Origin of the sequence: Chryseobacterium sp. S0630, from assembly GCF_024158915.1 — a bacterium.
GTDB lineage: Bacteria > Bacteroidota > Bacteroidia > Flavobacteriales > Weeksellaceae > Chryseobacterium.
Map to the genome: position 1 here is coordinate 18,174 of NZ_JAMZGF010000056.1, position 15,926 is coordinate 34,099.

Sequence of the window (15,926 nt, forward strand, 5' to 3'; positions counted from 1 at the left end):
TCTTCACTACATTTCATTTCGTTCAGAATGACATTTTGATACAGTTTTTTTATTCTTTTAAAACTTAAAATTAAGTCTGGCAAAAACCTGTCTTCCGGCAAATCCCATCTGTACAGGGTCAAAAATACCTCCAGCTTCCGTATTTCCGTCGGATACATGAGTGGTCTGTAGAGTAGGATATCTGTTGAACAGGTTTTTACTTCCTAAAGTAAGATTCAGGTTCTTGCAGAATTCATAACCGAAAGAAAGATCGGTGGTTACTTTTGGATTATACACCTGTTCTGAGTCATCATAGCCAATCAGAGTTACTTTATCAAACCTTACCATCTGAAGGTTTACATTGAATTTGTTGAGCCTGTAATTAAGGTTTAAATTCACTTTTGTCTTCGGAGCAGAAGCAAGAATAAATGCTTTTTCTCTTGCACTCAGGTAAATATCTTCTTTCCCTGCCAACTGTTCTGAAGTATTCACTTTTGTGATTTTCATATCATTATAGTTTCCGGCTAGGGTAGCGGTCAGTTTTCCTGAACCGATATTTTCAGTATAGCTTAAGATCACATCAACTCCTTTTGTTTTCGTGTCGATGGCATTAGAGAAGAACTGTACCTGGTCAATAAATGGGTTTTCTGCCTGAACATCTGCCGGCAAGTCTGCTTGTGCAAAATATCCGGTAAGAACGATTCTGTCTTTAACACGGATGTAATAACCATCTACGGTTGCCGTAAATTTTCCTGTATTGAAGGTAAATCCGGCACTTCCATTCACGGAGGTTTCCTGCTTCAGTTGAGGAATTCCCAGACTGCTTGCGATTTTACTGTCATTAGATGCCAGCTGGATTGTAACCAATTGACCGCCCTGGAAGTTGGTAAACTGCTGGCTGTAGTATTTCTGAGCCAGAGAAGGCGCCCTGAATCCAGTAGAAACAGATCCTCGGAAAGCAAACTGTGGCGTGATAGCATATCTTGTGGCAAATTTACCATTCAGAGTGCTTCCAAAATCATTATAATTTTCAAATCTTCCGGCAATGCTTATCATCCAGTTTTTAGTCACATCCAATTCAGTATCTACATACGCTGCGAAGTTATTTCTGCTCTTGCCTGTGTCTGTAGAATAGCCTGGAAAACCTTGTGAGCCACCTGGCCTTACATTGCCACTTGAAGGATTCGTAACCAATAAGTTTTGAGGAGTGCTTGGAGTCACAAGATTTCCATTGACATCATACATAGCGTAAGAAGCTTCTTCTCCTTTGATGATATCAAATTTTTCATACCTGAATTCAGATCCGAAAGCAACGTTAAGTCCTTCCAGTACTTTGAATTGTTTCACAGCATTAAACCCAGTTGTATTCTGCAGCAGAGAATGACCTCCTGCATTAAAGCTTGTAGGAGATCTGACTCCTAAAGTGGCATTAATGGTATTGTCTATCTGATAAGTGAATCTATTGTTGCCAAAAGCATTATAGAAATCTACATCCCAGTCTGCAACTTTGAACTTTAATCCGTTGTCAAACGTAAAATCCGTAATGCTGGTATTTTCAATCGGGTTAAATCCTGTAGGGTAAACTTCAGGAATATTACCATCTGCATCAGGGGTTCTGGTCCACGCGTAAGCCTTAGTATTTCTATGTGAAAAACCTTGGCGGGAATAAAACTTCAGACCATCAGTTAATGGGACTTCAATATTTCCGAAAAAGTAAATGTTCTGAGCTTTTGCATCTCCAAAACGCTGTCTGGGAGAGGTATAAACATCCGGATTTGCATTTCGTATAGCGTAATCTTTATTCACAAACTCTACGGTGAAATTTCCGAAACCGCCTTTTGATCCTATTTTAGTCCCTAAATTTCCATTGAAATCAAAGGTATTTCCATCCACTTTATGGTCTGATACAACATCATTGTTTCCGGGACTTTTGAAAAGATTCATTCCATAAAAAGCATTTCCTTCAAAACCTTTGTCTCTGTCATTCAGAATAACATTGATAACTCCTGCAATAGCATCTGATCCATATTGTGCAGAAGCTCCGTCACGAAGAACTTCCACTCTTTTTATGGCGCCAATCGGGATGGTATTCATGTCATATCCCGTATTTCCTCTTCCTTTCGTTCCGAAAAGGTTGATCAGTGAAGACTGGTGATATCTTTTTCCATTTAACAAAAGTAGAGTTTGATCAGGACCTAAGCCTCTTAAAGTGGCAGGATCTACTGCATCGGCACCGTCAGACCCTGATTGTTTGTTAGAATTGAAAGAAGGCGCAGAAAACTGTAAAAGCTGGTTGATTTCCACCTGTCCAGTTGACTGGCTTACCTGTTTAATGTCTATGATATCGATGGGAACAGGCGTGTTTACGACTGTTCTTTTCTTGTTTCGGCTCCCGGTAATGGCAACTTCGTCAATCTTTGATTCTTTCAAAGTATCTTTTACCTGCTGGGCATAGGAGAAGGCAGAAACTCCAAGGAAAATAATGCTGATGTATTTTATTTTCATATTAATAATTTTGAGTGATGATTCGATCAAAATTATCAATATTTATTTTTAAATCAATACTAAAATTAAATATTTAGTACGAAAATCTTAATTCCGTGTTGATTTGTGATAATTTCAGAAAAATAATAATCTATTATTTAAATTTAATTAAAATTTTTAATGTTAAAAGCTGGTAATGATTCTGTTAATCCCTTCTTCTAAAATTTCCTGTGAGGTGGAGAAGCAAATTCTGATATGTCCTTCCGCTCCTTTTCCGAACCATCTTTCCGATCCGGGAACAAGGGCAACCTTTCCGTGTGTCAGGACATGTTGGGCAAATTGATCACTGGACATTCCGTTTTCAATCTTCGGAAACAGGACAAAAGTGGCTTCAGGGAGATTGGGGGTTACTATTTCTGAACGGCTTAATAATTTAAAAGCAAGATCTCTGTTGCTCTGTAAATGAGTTAAGAACTCTTTGTACCAGGGTTTTGCCTTCTCCAGTGCTACACTTCCTGCAATCTGAGACAGCGTAGAAACACCTTCTATGGTGGAGTTGAAATTAGATTTCTCTGTGAAATCTTCAAGAATATCCTGATCATTGCAGAGTACAGCTCCAATTCTTAATCCTGCTATTCCAAATGATTTTGAAAACCCATACACGGTAAAGCTCTTTCTCTTTGCCTTCTCCGAAACGGAAGAATACGTATGAAAGTCTTTATGATCATAAATAATATCACTCCAGATTTCATCACTCATTACCCAAAGATCATGAGCAGATGCAATTTCTGCTACTTTTATCAATACTTCCTTAGAATAAACTTTTCCAAGCGGATTGTGCGGGTTGCATATGCTGATAAGTTTAGTCCTGGGATTGATTAAAGAAACCAGTTTTTCAAAATCAATTTCTCCTGTTGTAGTATCCACAGGGCAGAGCATTACTTTACCACCTGCAGTTTCTACTGATTTCTTGAAAAGAAAATCTACAGGATCCAGAATAATGGCTTCATCTCCGGGATTGAGAACATAAGATGCAATAAGGAACATTCCCTGGGCAGCACTGTTGACAGCCAGAACATTCTCCGGTGAGAAACTTCCATGTTTTTCCAGGTTAAAATGATCTGCAACGCTTTTCTTAAACTCCGGAAGTCCGGAAAACGGGCCATAGCTGAGGTAACCGTCTTTCAGGTATTCAATAATTCCCTGTTCTATTTCAGGTGCTGTTCTGAAGTCAGGATCAGCTGCCGTAAGAGGAATGATTCCGTCTTCAAGCGTAGCCCATCTTCCGTTATACGCCTTTCTTTTCAGGGCTTCAAAATTGATATCGTTATTGGTGAACATCATTATTTATAAGATATGGGTAAAATATTTTCTGTTTGTTGGCTTAGCGGAAGCAGAAACTGATTGAGTAATATCCTTCCGTTGTTGATATGAACCTCGATTTCAGGTTTTCTCTCTGCTTCGTATTTACTGAAAGCGGTCTGTATATTTTCTTCTTCAACTAAATATTTCGTTAATAAGAGCGAGTCTTTCAGGGCAGAGGTAACTCCTTGACTGGTAAATGGAATCAGTGGGTGCGCTGCATCGCCTATGAATACTGTGTTTTCCTGATAAAATGGATTGAGTTTTTCAAGTTCATAAACATTCCATAAATGTACATTTTTATAGTCTGATTTTTGGATGATTTCGGGGATTAGAGGATGCCAGTTTTCAAAAACTTCAATCATGTATTTTCTTAAGTTCTCCACAGAACATTCATTGATCATATATTGTTGGTTGTCAAACTGTGAATACCAAAGAACAGTATCATCAGAAAGTTTAAGAATCCCGAAAGTAAGGCCTCCGTCTTCATGGTGAAACTTCATAAAATCATTTTCAATAGAATCTGCAATTTCTTTGTTTTGAATGATATTCACGACTTCACTTTCTCTTACTGCCCTCATCATTTCATCTTTAAAAAGATGTTTTCTGATCCGGCTTCTGGAACCATCAGAGATGACAGCAATGTCAGCATCAATAATCGTTCCGCCTGAAAGCTTCAGTTTACCGTTCTGTAAATCATCAATAATGATGGTTTCTTCGTATGTAATCTTTTCCGGAGCAATGTTTTGGGATAATAAATTGATTAATGAGTGTCTTGAAATAGCGAAAACGTGCTCCAGTTTCTTTTCAGCCAAAACTTTTCCGGTATGAGAATACTTTGTGTATTTTGTTAGAAAGTTTCCATGCTTAAGAAGCAGTTCAGGGTCAATAATCTGGTAAAGATAATCCATTCCTTCCTGTGGAATGAGAAAACCGTGACCAGCCAGATCTTCTTTTTTTCTCCTTTCGTAAATGTGGTAGTCGATTTTGTGCTTTTCTAAGTAATTCGCCATGCTCAAGCCAGAAATACCGGCGCCCACGACAGCAATTTTCTTCATTTTCGGAATAAAGTGTTTTTCAGGTTGGTTTTTTAAGTATCTTTTTAATCTCCCTTAGGTAAGTGCAAAATTAAAATTAAAAACCTTCACTATTTCAAAAAATGAGTCAATTTGATTTTGATTTCATGAAAAATAAAACGAAAAGCATAAGATAACCTGAGTTCGGGTTAAGTAAAGTAATATTGAAGGCGGGAAGCTGGAAGCTGGAAGCTGGAAGAAATAGGATGGAGGTAATTATTTTTAGTTATAAAATTACAGCCGCTTCACAAGTAAATACAGAAGTTGCTTCAACTTATCAAAAAATATTGGATATCTATTAAAACCCTTAAGAAGGATTTAAGAAATAAAGTATAGTTAAGATGAATCATTCTGATTTTAAGCTTAAAGCGAAGCTCATCTTAATACTCTCAACACCTTAATACATCTTAATGTTTCAATAAACAAAAGTTTAAACAAATTGAAATTGACTCTTAAAAAAGAGAAACAGCCATTGTTGATGCTCTTCATACCTTCCTTCTTCCAGCTCCCAGCTTCAAAACCATCTCAATCAGAAATTCTTATCCCGAAATCAGGTTAAGATACAATATGTGATAAAAAAATATGATTGATTTATCTGTGTTTGTCAGGTGATAGTTTGTTTTGATAATGTAAAGAATCAGATTGTTTTTTTGCAAACAAACTTTGAGTTTTTAGGCATAAAAAAACCGGAAAAAATTCCGGTTTTATAATTAAGCTTTTTCAAGCTGAACAGTAAAGTGTCTTAAGATTTCCGGTTCCCACGTAATCTTGTATCCTTTTGCTATTTCGTCACGTCTTTCGTATACGTTTTTGATGGCAGCAGCAATATAATCCATGTGGTTGTTGGTATACGTTCTTCTAGGAATTGCCAGACGTACCAGTTCTAACTTTGGATAACGGTTTTCTCTTGTAGCAGGATCTCTGTCTGCCAGTAAAGTCCCGATTTCTACAGTTCTGATCCCTGCTTCTTTATAAATTTCAAGACCTAATGTCTGAGCCGGATATTCTTCACGGGAAACATTGGGAAGGAAGTTTAAAGAATCGATGAATACAGCGTGTCCTCCGATAGGTTTCTGAACAGGAATTCCATATTCAATCAGTTTATTTCCAAGATATTCGACCTGAGAAATTCTGCTTTCAAGGTAAGCAAACTCAGTAGCTTCGTCAAGACCCACTGCCAGTGCTGCCATATCTCTTCCGGCCATTCCTCCGTAGGTAATGAAACCTTCGTAGATAATGGTGAAGTTAGAAGCTTTTCTGAAAACTTCTTCGTTGTTCAAAGCAATGAATCCTCCGATGTTTACCAAACCATCTTTTTTGGAACTCATTGTCATTCCGTCTCCGTAAGAGAAAATCTCTTTACAGATGTCCTTAATGCTTCTGTTTTCCTGTCCTGCTTCTCTTTTTTTGATGAAGTAAGCATTCTCTGCAAATCTCGCTGAGTCAAAGAATACAGGGATTCCGTATTGGTCAGAAAGAGCTTTTACGGCTTTCATATTTTCCAAAGAAACAGGTTGCCCACCAGAAGAGTTACAAGTAATGGTAATTAAACAGAATGGAATGTTTTCTTTAGGGTGGCTTTTATAAACTTCTTCAAGTTTTTCAAGGTTGATATTTCCTTTGAATGGGTGAAGATCATTAATGTCAAAAGCTTCGTCTATCGTACAATCAATAGCGTGTGCCTTTCTGATTTCGATATGCCCTTTTGTTGTATCAAAATGCGAGTTTCCCGGAACTACGTCGCCTTCTTTTACCAATACTGAGAAAAGAACGTTTTCTGCAGCTCTTCCCTGGTGTGTTGGTAATAAATATTTGAATCCTGTGATTTTTTCAACGGTTTTCTGTAGCTGTTCAAAAGAACGTGATCCGGCATAGCTTTCGTCTCCGGTCATCAAAGCAGACCATTGTTTATCAGACATTGCTCCTGTTCCGGAATCGGTAAGCAGGTCAATATAAACATGTGAAGATCTTAAGTTGAAAAGGTTATAATTAGCTTCTTTAAGCCATTGCTCTCTTTCTTCTCTGGTGGATTGATAGATTTCTTCCACCATTTTAATGCGGAAAGGTTCCGCGTACGGTAAATTCATGAGTTAAATTATGTTTTAAATTGTTTGTAAAGAAAATGTGCTTGAAAATAATTTTTCAAAATTCATCAATGTTATAAATAAGGAAAGGAAAGAGATTATTCCGGAGCCTTAAATATATTTTCATCAGAATGGAATCCGGCTACACCGCCGCTCACTGCAAACTTCATGGCAGAAGCTGCTGTCATTCCCACTACAGGTTTGATGTTTTTTTCTTCAGTAACAATTACCCAGCCCGAGATGGCGTACGAGTGGGGAAGGTATACCGCAACGTAATTATGCTTGTCAACGTCCGACATTTCTTTTTGAGTTAAAAAGCCGATTCTCCAGATTTCCGGATTCTCGTTGGTTTTTACCCATACAGGATCGTTGAATTTTTTCTTGTCACCTACGAATGAAGACATGACGTCTTTCGTAGGAGTGTAAATGTGTTTTACTCCCGGAGTTTTCTCCAGTAAGCTGTCCATGGTATCGAAAAAGAATCTTCCGACCACGAATTTATTTCCTAAATATCCTAAAATAGCAGTAAAAAGTATAATAGATACGAATACAAGCCCAGGAATCTGCTTGGCCAGAGAAGGAACAAGATTGTCAATTGCGCTTACAATATACCAGATTACAAAAATTGTAAGCCCGATAGGTCCAATGATAACCAATCCCTGAAAAAAGTTTTTCAGGAACATATTGGCGATATTTTCAAAGCTTGGCTTCTTCAAGGTGTATTCTTTACTATTCTTATGTTAACCGTGGATGGTTTCTTTATTTCCGTAGGATTTAATAATATTGGCTTCATATTCCAGCCATTCTTCCCAACGTTTGTTTACTTTTTCCGGATCTCCGAGTTGTCTTGCAAATCCGATGAAAGTAGTATAATGATTGGCCTCAGAAATCATCAGTTCTTTGTAGAAAACCTTAAGTTCTTCGTCTTTGATATTTTCCGTCAGAACTTTGAATCTTTCGCAGCTTCTGGCTTCAATCATGGCAGCAAAAAGCATTTTGTCTACGATGAGGTCTTCTCTGCTTCCCTGTACAATAAATTTTGCCAGTTCATTCACGTAATCATCTTTTCTTGCTCTTCCAAAAGTAAAGCCTCTTTTTTTGATGATCTCATGTACCTGATTGAAGTGATCCAGTTCCTCTTGTGCAATGGCAAGAAGTTCAGTCACAATCTCAGGATATTCCGGAAGCATCGTTATCAGGCCTATGGCATTGGTAGCTGCTTTCTGCTCGCACCAGGCATGATCCGTTAAAATTTCTCCAATGTTTCCTTCTGCAATATTTGCCCACCTTGGATCGGTAGGTAGTTTCAACTTAAACATGTTGTAAAATTTTTGTAAATTTAAACAAATTGAGGTAAGAAATGTGACTTTATTTCAATTTGATCCTTAAAGTCTTAAGATGCGGTCTTTTTTCTTAAGAATTCCAGAATATTCCAACCTGTGGCATCTACTTTTTTCAATCCTGCAGAAATAATGAAAGCTAAAATGATATTAATCCCATAAATAATGAGCATCAAAAGCCACCATGGCATATTTTCTTTTAACGGAACGACCAGAAAATAGACAAGCGAAGAGCTGATTCCCTGTGCAAAATAGAAGAAAATAGCATTTTTTCCGATATGGTTAATGAAGTTTTCTTTTGTGATTTTCAATCGGTTGTAAAGAATAAATAAGGTCACCAGAGAGAATAATGCCCAGATGATGTAAGGAATTTTTGGTGGGAATTTATTTTTGTTGATTTTATAGAAGATGTCTCCTCCGTAGTACCAGAACATCCATATGAGAGCTGCTCCTACAAGTCCATATAATACAGGAATGGCTTTGGTAGGGATCTTTTTTCCACGCATTTTGTGGCCAATTAAGAATACAGCAAGATAAAAAGCTACGTATCCCACCTGTCCTGTAGGATAATATTCCGGGAAGATGTTGAATAATAAGGTTAAAGCAATACAAAGTCCAATGAACCAATTGATATGTTTTGGGAAAAACCTTAGGATAAGCACTCCGAAAACAGTGAGTACATAATACACTTTAAGATACCAGAAACTTCCCATTACTACCGGAAAAGTATCAGCATTGGTGTATTGATGAAGATACCAGTTTCCCAGGTTTTGCCACTGAGGGTATGTTGAAATGCTGGTTGTAGAATATTTTGAACCAAATGTAGAGTAAAAGCTCTGAAGCCATTCCATGGAAAAAAAGCTTAACCCAAACACTTTAAAAAAGTAATCTAAAAAGAACAGAAAGGTTACAAAAATCATATAGGTTATCTGAAGCTTCAGAAGACGGTATAATGTTTTTTCAATATTGGCTCCGGAAGTAATACCGCTGAGTGCATAAAAAAGGGCTACATCGAAAACCAGAGAGAAAACTCTTACTTCTGCGGGAATATAAAATTGTCCAGACCAGAATGCTGTATGGATAAATATGATGGAGAGTGTTGCCAATCCTTTGGCGAAATCAATGTAGAGATCTCTGTTCATTATAGTTACTTGGGTGTTTTTTTTGCTGTTTCAAAAATACAAAGAAATTGATTTGATAAAATAGAATAGTAATTAAAAACAAAAAAAGGGGCGGTACATACTGCCCGCCTCCTTTCTTAAATATGCTAAAAATGAATGTTCTCGTTTATTGAAGATGTTTAAATTCTTCTGCAGAAATTTCTCCTGACTGAATTTTTCTAAGCTCATCAATATATTGACTCATGTATGCGTCAATTTCTGGATTTACAGTGTTCTTAGCCATCTTGTAAGTACCATTTAATACTCCCTGATAGTAATAGAAGAAGTTGTAATCGAAATTGGATGCATTAAGATCATACTGTCCTAAAAGGAATCCTAAACGAACTGCTGATCTTCTCTGTGCAGGTGTTCCGTGATGGTTTACATTGGTTGTCTGATAGTCGCCAATGCTTTGAGCAAATTCATAAGCCGCTGCAATTTCTGCGAAACTGGTTTTATTGTATCCGTTAGGTCTTCTCAAATAATATCCTGCAAAACCGTCCGCTTCAAGCTCGTTTGGTCTGTACGTTGATTCTGATACAGAAGGGAGATTGAAGATATACTGCAGCTGATGTCCGTACTCGTGGGCAAGGATCATTGCGTTTACAATATCACCGCCTTTAGCTTTTGCATCATAATAGATCGCATAACCGTAATAAATTCTTCCATTGCCATAAGATATAGCATTGTAGGTAGAATTAAAATTAGTAGGGTCATTTACAAATCTCAGAAGAGGATTGCTTCTTCCCCACATGCTTGCAATTTTAGTCATTTGTGCATTCATAAAATTGGTGTCTGTGGAGTTTTGAAGCCCTGTCAATAGAACTGAATTCGTACTCCAGTTGTTGTCTACATAAGAACAGATTTTTTCAAGATCCCCAGGCTGATCAATTTTTGCACTTAGTGCTTCTTGCTGAGGTTGAACATTGTTGTCCATTTGGTCATCGCTACATGCTGTTAATGAAGTAACAGCAATGGCACCTGCTAGTAAGCAGAGATTAAAGTTTCTTTTCATATATAAATTCAATTTGGTAAAACGAAGGTATGAAATTATCTCTTAAGTGTGAGTACATTATTGAAAAAAATTATTCAAAACATAGTGAATAGGATTTTAATTAAAAAAACATTGCTTTGATTGTAAGCTATTTAGAAATTTATATGTATATTTGCACCTCGAAATAACTAAAAATTTATAAACAATGTTTGCAATTGTAGAAATAGCAGGGCTTCAATACAAAGTTGAGCAAGACCAGAAGTTGTTTGTAAACCGTTTAAAAGGAGATAAAGGAGGAAAAGTTTCTTTCGATAAAGTTCTTCTTACTGTAAACGGTGCAATCACTGTAGGCGCCCCAGCTGTAAACGGAATCACTGTAGAAGCAGAGATCCTTGACCACGTTAAAGCTGATAAAGTAATCGTTTTCAAAAAGAAAAGAAGAAAAGGTTACAAAGTGAAAAACGGTCACAGACAATCTTTAACTCAAATCGTAATCACTGGTATTACAGGTTTTGAGGGTGGAGCTAAAAAAGCTGCTGCTAAAAAAGAAACTGTGAAAGGTGAAGTTCTTTCAGACAACGCAACTGTTAACTTTGGTGAAGATCACGAATTGAACTATCACTTAAAGAAAAACAACTTGTCTCAGTCTAAAGAGAACAGAGAAACTTTAATTACTTTAGGTAAAGCAGTTAAAGTTGAATTAGAAAAGAATATTCTTACTCATGAAGAAGTAGATGCTGCTATCATTAAGAATATCGATCAATTTAAAGCACTTAATAAATAATCCAGTAATAAAATGGCACACAAGAAAGGAGTCGGTAGTTCCAAGAACGGTAGAGAGTCTCACTCTAAAAGATTAGGTGTGAAGATTTTCGGAGGACAAGAAGCTATTGCCGGAAATATTATTGTTAGACAAAGAGGTACTCAGCACCACCCAGGTGATAACGTGGGAATCGGTAAAGATCACACTTTGTTTGCATTAGTAGATGGTAAAGTAGTTTTCAGAAAGAAAGCAAACAACAGATCTTTCGTATCTGTAGAGCCAAACGCATAATTTAAGCGTTTTATAAAAATTAAAACCTCAGTTTTTACTGAGGTTTTTTTATTGGCTGTTTTTGATATATTCATTTATTCGTGAAATATTTTATATTTGTTAACTGTTCAGTTTTGACTCAGTTGCGATAGCCGAAAAGCAAAAGAGTAGGTCTATATTAAAACAAAATATCTATGAAAAATGTAAGAAAATTAACCAGAAAGAATTTAAAAGCATTAACCGGAGGTGTAGCAGCAGAATGTCCTTCCATGTTTCAGTCTTGTGATGAGTGGTGCAGATGGACTCCATGGCAGAAATCACACTGTATTCTTTCTCAGCCATGCACAGAATGTTTTGAATAGTATCGGAAAGTATAATCCGAATCTTCTTTAAGATCACAAATAGAGCTGAACCTTTGATAGTGTTCAGTTTTTTTTAATATTAAAAAACGTTAAATAATATCTCGTGGTTGTGAAATATTGATATATTTGTCCGTAAACCAATAAAAAATCATTGCGGAAGCCGAAAAGCAAAGAGAGTAGGCAACAAATAAAACTAAACAATCATGAAAAATTTGAAAAAATTAACGAAAAAGAGCCTTAAAGAAATCAACGGAGGAGCGGGTACAGTATGGTGTCCACCAAAGCCAATTACTTCATGTAGTACGTGGTGTGGACTGACAAAGGAGCAGAAAATGCGTTGCCTTCTTGATGTAGAAGAGCCTTGCGAATGCTTTTAATTAAAGCTTTACAATAAAGTTCGGCGGCTTCAAAGAAGCCGCCGAACCTGTTTTATATTATGTTCCGTTTAGAATCCTACCTGGAATCCTGCTTTAACCCCGAATTTAGAAATATCAGGTCTGTCCAGATAATTTCCTCTCCAGTTGAAATCCACTCTGAAGATTCTAAGGTTTCCAATTCCTATATTTTCAATCCCGAATCCATATTCATAATAGATATGTTCGCTTGGTGCAGAATATTTAAAACCTTCTACATTAATTGCTTTGGAAGCATCGCTAAGTGTTCCATACGCTCCTCTGATAAAGGCAACTTCTCTCAATTTTAGCTTTTTAATCAAAGGAATGTAAGAAAGGATCTTACCGTTAAAATGGTGTTCTAATTGAAGAGTCGTATACGCATCCGTAACAAACTCATAATAGTTAAGCTGAGAGAATGTATTCGGTACCAGACCATAGGAAAGGTTGGCAGGAATAATATTCTGTAGTGCCAAAGGAACTGTATTGAAATTCTTTCCAGCTTCGAAATTAACCACTAATTTTCCCATACTTCCAATTAAAAACGGCTTATAAAGCATGAATTGAAGTTTGTCATAATTGAAATCGGCATTAAATAATCCTTCAATCCCTCGTGTATATCTTAAAACGATAGTTGGAGCCAAGTTTCTGGCTTGGTAGCGGTCAATACCAGTTTGTGAGAATTTTGCACCAGGTTTGGCAATTAAACTGATGGTAACGTGCGAGTCATTAACTGTTTGTCTCAACTGCCCGTCTTTATAATACATCAGATTGAATTTCTCAGGAATAGCAGACTTAATACTCTGCATTACTCCATCTACTCTGATCTGGAAATTTTTCCATGGTTCAATAGCAGCAAAAACGCTTGTTTTGTTTACCGAACTTAAAGAAATGTTTTCTCCTCTTGCAAAAAAGGTACTGGTAGATGAAGATTGCGGCGTAACACCATCACCTGATGTAAGCTGTCCCCCAAGCTGAACAATATCTCTGCTGGTGCCTGCTCCAATCATAAAGCGGTTAAGCTTATTGAACATATATCTTGCTTCCACTCCATATTTAAACTGTTGATCTTTGAACCCATACGCTGTATAAAACTGAGCTCTCCAGGTATCATTCAATCCGAAATAGGTTCTTGCTCCTAATCTTATTCTGTCACCTTCTACTTCATTTCTTCCGTAAATTGAGAAAATAGGACCAATATCTATTCCTTTAAAGGCATTATAATACCTTGAACCAAGCGTTTCAAACAGTTTTACCATTCGGTTGAATTTCGGAGTCTGCTGAAGCTGGTCAAGCATGTTATAAACGCCCTGTTCTGCTTTAGATAAGGTGTCAGGTCTGGCTTTAGTCCAATATGCATCGTCTTTATTGGTGAACTTGTCTTCGTATTCTTCTTCGGTACGTTTGAATACTTTAGGGTCAAGAGGTTTGTTGAATTGATATTCGGAATAATCTACCGATCTTTTGGCGATGATACTTTTTGCGCCTTTCTTTTTTGAGAAAGGACTCATTTCAAATTCGGTGATCAGTTTTTTAGGAAGAAATGTAGCGTCATCAGGATTGTCGTATTCTACCTGAGTATACACACTGTTGACAAAGTTGACGTTGATCTTCTGTGTTGACTTTAATGTTGCTCCTAAAACAGCATAAGTATCGGTATCAATATAAAGGTTTCCCTGGAATGCGAGAATGTCTTTTCTCTTGGGCTGATACCTTATCTGAAAGGCTTTCTCACCACGAATCGTAATGGTGTCCATAAGGCTATAATCGTAAGTGCCAAAACCATCACTTCCAACAGGGCTCTGGAATCCGATATCGAAATAATTCAGAGTATTGTCGTAGATATTGATATCACGGTATAAGTTTTTAGCAGAAACCGTAATCACCTGATTGTCCTGAAAACCTGAAGTCTTTTGGGCTACTAATGTTCTTTTACTGTCCTTTTCGGGTTTATTTTTACCATAATTTTCATAAACGGCTTCGTTCAGGAAAATAGGAAGTCCAAGTCTTCCGCTTGCTGTGGAATCTGCATAATCGAAAATGAAATCCAATTTATTGAAAATCTTTTTCTTCATGAATGCGCTGTCAAGATTGTTCAGGTCAAACTGTGTTTTTTCATACTCTTTATAAGAATAGGTATCGAATTTTTCCAGTCCGTTATTTCTTTTTTGTGCCCAGACTTTCTGCATAATGGCATAAGCCGGATTTTCTTTCTTGCTTTTGTATTTTGTTTTTCCGCTTTGAAGAACAATTTCCTGAATATCACTTACTTTAGCCTGCGAAAGCTGTACGAAAATATTGTCAGCATTTTCGGGAGTGATATCAAGGGTTTCTGTAGTATAATTTTTTCTGGAAAATTTTAACTGATGAATGATGCTATCAGACTGAATGATGAAACTGCCTGAAGTTGTCGTCAGGGCAGGTGTTTTACTGTCGTTGATAAAGATATCAACTTTATTGAGTTCTTTACTGTTCTTTTCGTCAACCACCTTACCGCTCGCTTTGTTTTGAGCGCATACGGAACCGGCGAGAATCAGAAAGAAAAATAAAAGATAGTGTTTTTGGGAGTTATTGTTTAACATCATTCGTTTCTTCAGGCAATTATCATAAACAAAAAGCATGCAGTTTATTTAAAAAATAGGTAAAAAAATAAAATATTTTTATTCTATCCTATAAAACGACAAAAATAGCGAAAATAATATATGTATGGGTTAAAAATTAACCAGGAAATTTTAATGCTTAAAATATAATAATCAGGGAATTAAAAGAGAGTATAAGTCACAATCTCTATAGCATATTCAGATGCTGTTTTAAGGATTTATAAAATGAAAAAAGACTTACAGAAATGTAAGTCTTTTTTGCTCCTCCTGCTGGGCTCGAACCAGCGACCCTCTGATTAACAGTTAGAGGTGATTGAGTTTTAAGATAAAAACGGGTTTGTACTAAAGAAATTTAAATCAGGAAATTACACTTTTAAAATCTATGATAAAGGCAGACAAAATAAACTTGATTATGAACTTTTGAGAATAGAATTAAAATACAACTCAAAGGAATTAGAAAAGTTTGGAATATTGAATTTCTGTGATTTATACGAACCATACAAAAATGTTACACTATTCAATGATTTTCTAATGTTTGATTCTTTGATGATTGTGGATGATAGATTTACTGAAGGTCTTACTGATACAGAAATTGCTAATCTGGGGAATAAATTAGAGTATACTTTTTGGAAACAGGATTTTGGTTCTGATGCTACAAAGGGTAGGAGTAAAACCAAACTTAAAAATTATATTAAGACTAAAAAGCTAGATAAAACCTTCACTTATCTTAAAAATATGATTATTCAGAAGTTTGATGAGTTGTTTAAGGATTGTGATGAGAACTATCCAATTGTTGTTGGGGATTAGATAAGAGTGATTGGTTTTACTATAGTGTAGTTGTAGTAAAACCAATCATTTCTTCTTATCAAATATCTAATATGTTATTTCAAATTTGATATAGTGATGTGGCTTAAAATCAAAATGATTGGCTATGCCTGTCTGTGGTAGAACCAATCATTTTTTAATGCTTTAAAAATCTTTAGGACACTATCCCGTAAAGTGTGTAAGTTAAAAAGTCAGGGCTTAGATTTTATAATCTGAGCCTTTTCTCAAAAATAAG

General features: G+C 36.3%; 14 protein-coding genes. 5 read left to right on the forward strand and 9 right to left on the reverse strand.

Going from position 1 to position 15,926, the window contains the following annotated elements; translation table 11 throughout:
* Positions 1–57 precede the first annotated feature (57 nt).
* The 8 genes from NK356_RS19365 to NK356_RS19400 form a co-directional block, all read right to left on the reverse strand.
* A complete protein-coding gene (locus NK356_RS19365; RefSeq protein ID WP_253317791.1) occupies positions 58–2,484 on the reverse strand; it encodes a TonB-dependent siderophore receptor in 2,427 nt (808 codons plus the stop codon).
* Positions 2,485–2,646: 162 nt separating this feature from the next.
* Positions 2,647–3,807 carry a pyridoxal phosphate-dependent aminotransferase gene (locus tag NK356_RS19370; protein ID WP_253317792.1) on the reverse strand — a complete coding sequence of 387 codons (1,161 nt, stop codon included), beginning with the start codon at positions 3,805–3,807 and terminating at the stop codon, positions 2,647–2,649.
* Positions 3,807–4,883 carry an FAD-dependent monooxygenase gene (locus NK356_RS19375; protein ID WP_253317793.1) on the reverse strand — a complete coding sequence of 359 codons (1,077 nt, stop codon included), beginning with the start codon at positions 4,881–4,883 and terminating at the stop codon, positions 3,807–3,809. Before NK356_RS19375 ends, NK356_RS19370 begins: the two co-directional genes overlap by 1 nt.
* A gap of 728 nt (positions 4,884–5,611) precedes the next feature.
* A complete protein-coding gene (locus tag NK356_RS19380; RefSeq protein WP_034692767.1) occupies positions 5,612–6,988 on the reverse strand; it encodes a tryptophanase in 1,377 nt (458 codons plus the stop codon).
* Positions 6,989–7,083: 95 nt separating this feature from the next.
* Positions 7,084–7,701, reverse strand: coding sequence for a DUF502 domain-containing protein (locus tag NK356_RS19385; RefSeq protein ID WP_034692765.1), 618 nt, complete (start codon positions 7,699–7,701; stop codon positions 7,084–7,086).
* Positions 7,702–7,725: 24 nt separating this feature from the next.
* Positions 7,726–8,304, reverse strand: a complete 579-nt coding sequence (locus NK356_RS19390; protein ID WP_062676098.1) for a tRNA-(ms[2]io[6]A)-hydroxylase — start codon at positions 8,302–8,304, stop codon at positions 7,726–7,728.
* Positions 8,305–8,378: 74 nt separating this feature from the next.
* Positions 8,379–9,467 carry an acyltransferase family protein gene (locus NK356_RS19395; protein ID WP_253317794.1) on the reverse strand — a complete coding sequence of 363 codons (1,089 nt, stop codon included), beginning with the start codon at positions 9,465–9,467 and terminating at the stop codon, positions 8,379–8,381.
* Between the two features lie 145 nt (positions 9,468–9,612).
* The gene (locus NK356_RS19400; protein WP_034692758.1) at positions 9,613–10,500 is read right to left on the reverse strand and encodes a metalloprotease; all 888 of its coding nucleotides are present in this window, start codon (positions 10,498–10,500) and stop codon (positions 9,613–9,615) included.
* Between the two features lie 184 nt (positions 10,501–10,684).
* Between NK356_RS19400 and rplU the strand changes: the two genes are divergently transcribed.
* From rplU to NK356_RS19420, 4 genes are all read left to right on the forward strand, one after another.
* Positions 10,685–11,263 (forward strand): 50S ribosomal protein L21, encoded by a 579-nt coding sequence (gene rplU / locus NK356_RS19405; protein ID WP_076597840.1) that lies wholly within the window; start codon positions 10,685–10,687, stop codon positions 11,261–11,263.
* A 12-nt stretch (positions 11,264–11,275) separates the two neighbouring features.
* Positions 11,276–11,533 carry a 50S ribosomal protein L27 gene (gene rpmA, locus NK356_RS19410; protein WP_002984034.1) on the forward strand — a complete coding sequence of 86 codons (258 nt, stop codon included), beginning with the start codon at positions 11,276–11,278 and terminating at the stop codon, positions 11,531–11,533.
* Between the two features lie 173 nt (positions 11,534–11,706).
* The gene (locus NK356_RS19415) at positions 11,707–11,874 is read left to right on the forward strand and encodes a hypothetical protein (protein WP_156106380.1); all 168 of its coding nucleotides are present in this window, start codon (positions 11,707–11,709) and stop codon (positions 11,872–11,874) included.
* A gap of 203 nt (positions 11,875–12,077) precedes the next feature.
* Positions 12,078–12,251 carry a hypothetical protein gene (locus NK356_RS19420; protein WP_156106379.1) on the forward strand — a complete coding sequence of 58 codons (174 nt, stop codon included), beginning with the start codon at positions 12,078–12,080 and terminating at the stop codon, positions 12,249–12,251.
* Positions 12,252–12,319: 68 nt separating this feature from the next.
* Here NK356_RS19420 and NK356_RS19425 read toward each other — a convergent pair whose 3' ends face one another.
* Positions 12,320–14,851: a DUF5686 family protein gene (locus NK356_RS19425; protein ID WP_253317795.1), complete on the reverse strand. Its 2,532-nt coding sequence runs from the start codon at positions 14,849–14,851 to the stop codon at positions 12,320–12,322.
* 435 nt (positions 14,852–15,286) lie between these two features.
* Here NK356_RS19425 and NK356_RS19430 point away from each other — a divergent pair, with 435 nt between their 5' ends.
* Positions 15,287–15,673, forward strand: coding sequence for a hypothetical protein (locus tag NK356_RS19430; RefSeq protein WP_253317796.1), 387 nt, complete (start codon positions 15,287–15,289; stop codon positions 15,671–15,673).
* Positions 15,674–15,926 lie beyond the last annotated feature (253 nt).

Bases quoted from the DNA above. Each gene is read 5' to 3' on its own strand.
- rpmA (WP_002984034.1), top strand. From the start codon at position 11,276: ATGGCACACAAGAAAGGAGTCGGTAGTTCCAAGAACGGTAGAGAGTCT.
- NK356_RS19395 (WP_253317794.1), bottom strand. From the start codon at position 9,467: ATGAACAGAGATCTCTACATTGATTTCGCCAAAGGATTGGCAACACTC.
- NK356_RS19390 (WP_062676098.1), bottom strand. From the start codon at position 8,304: ATGTTTAAGTTGAAACTACCTACCGATCCAAGGTGGGCAAATATTGCA.
- NK356_RS19420 (WP_156106379.1), top strand. From the start codon at position 12,078: ATGAAAAATTTGAAAAAATTAACGAAAAAGAGCCTTAAAGAAATCAAC.
- NK356_RS19370 (WP_253317792.1), bottom strand. From the start codon at position 3,807: ATGATGTTCACCAATAACGATATCAATTTTGAAGCCCTGAAAAGAAAG.
- NK356_RS19415 (WP_156106380.1), top strand. From the start codon at position 11,707: ATGAAAAATGTAAGAAAATTAACCAGAAAGAATTTAAAAGCATTAACC.
- NK356_RS19380 (WP_034692767.1), bottom strand. From the start codon at position 6,988: ATGAATTTACCGTACGCGGAACCTTTCCGCATTAAAATGGTGGAAGAA.
- rplU (WP_076597840.1), top strand. From the start codon at position 10,685: ATGTTTGCAATTGTAGAAATAGCAGGGCTTCAATACAAAGTTGAGCAA.
- NK356_RS19425 (WP_253317795.1), bottom strand. From the start codon at position 14,851: ATGATGTTAAACAATAACTCCCAAAAACACTATCTTTTATTTTTCTTT.
- NK356_RS19400 (WP_034692758.1), bottom strand. From the start codon at position 10,500: ATGAAAAGAAACTTTAATCTCTGCTTACTAGCAGGTGCCATTGCTGTT.
- NK356_RS19375 (WP_253317793.1), bottom strand. From the start codon at position 4,883: ATGAAGAAAATTGCTGTCGTGGGCGCCGGTATTTCTGGCTTGAGCATG.
- NK356_RS19365 (WP_253317791.1), bottom strand. From the start codon at position 2,484: ATGAAAATAAAATACATCAGCATTATTTTCCTTGGAGTTTCTGCCTTC.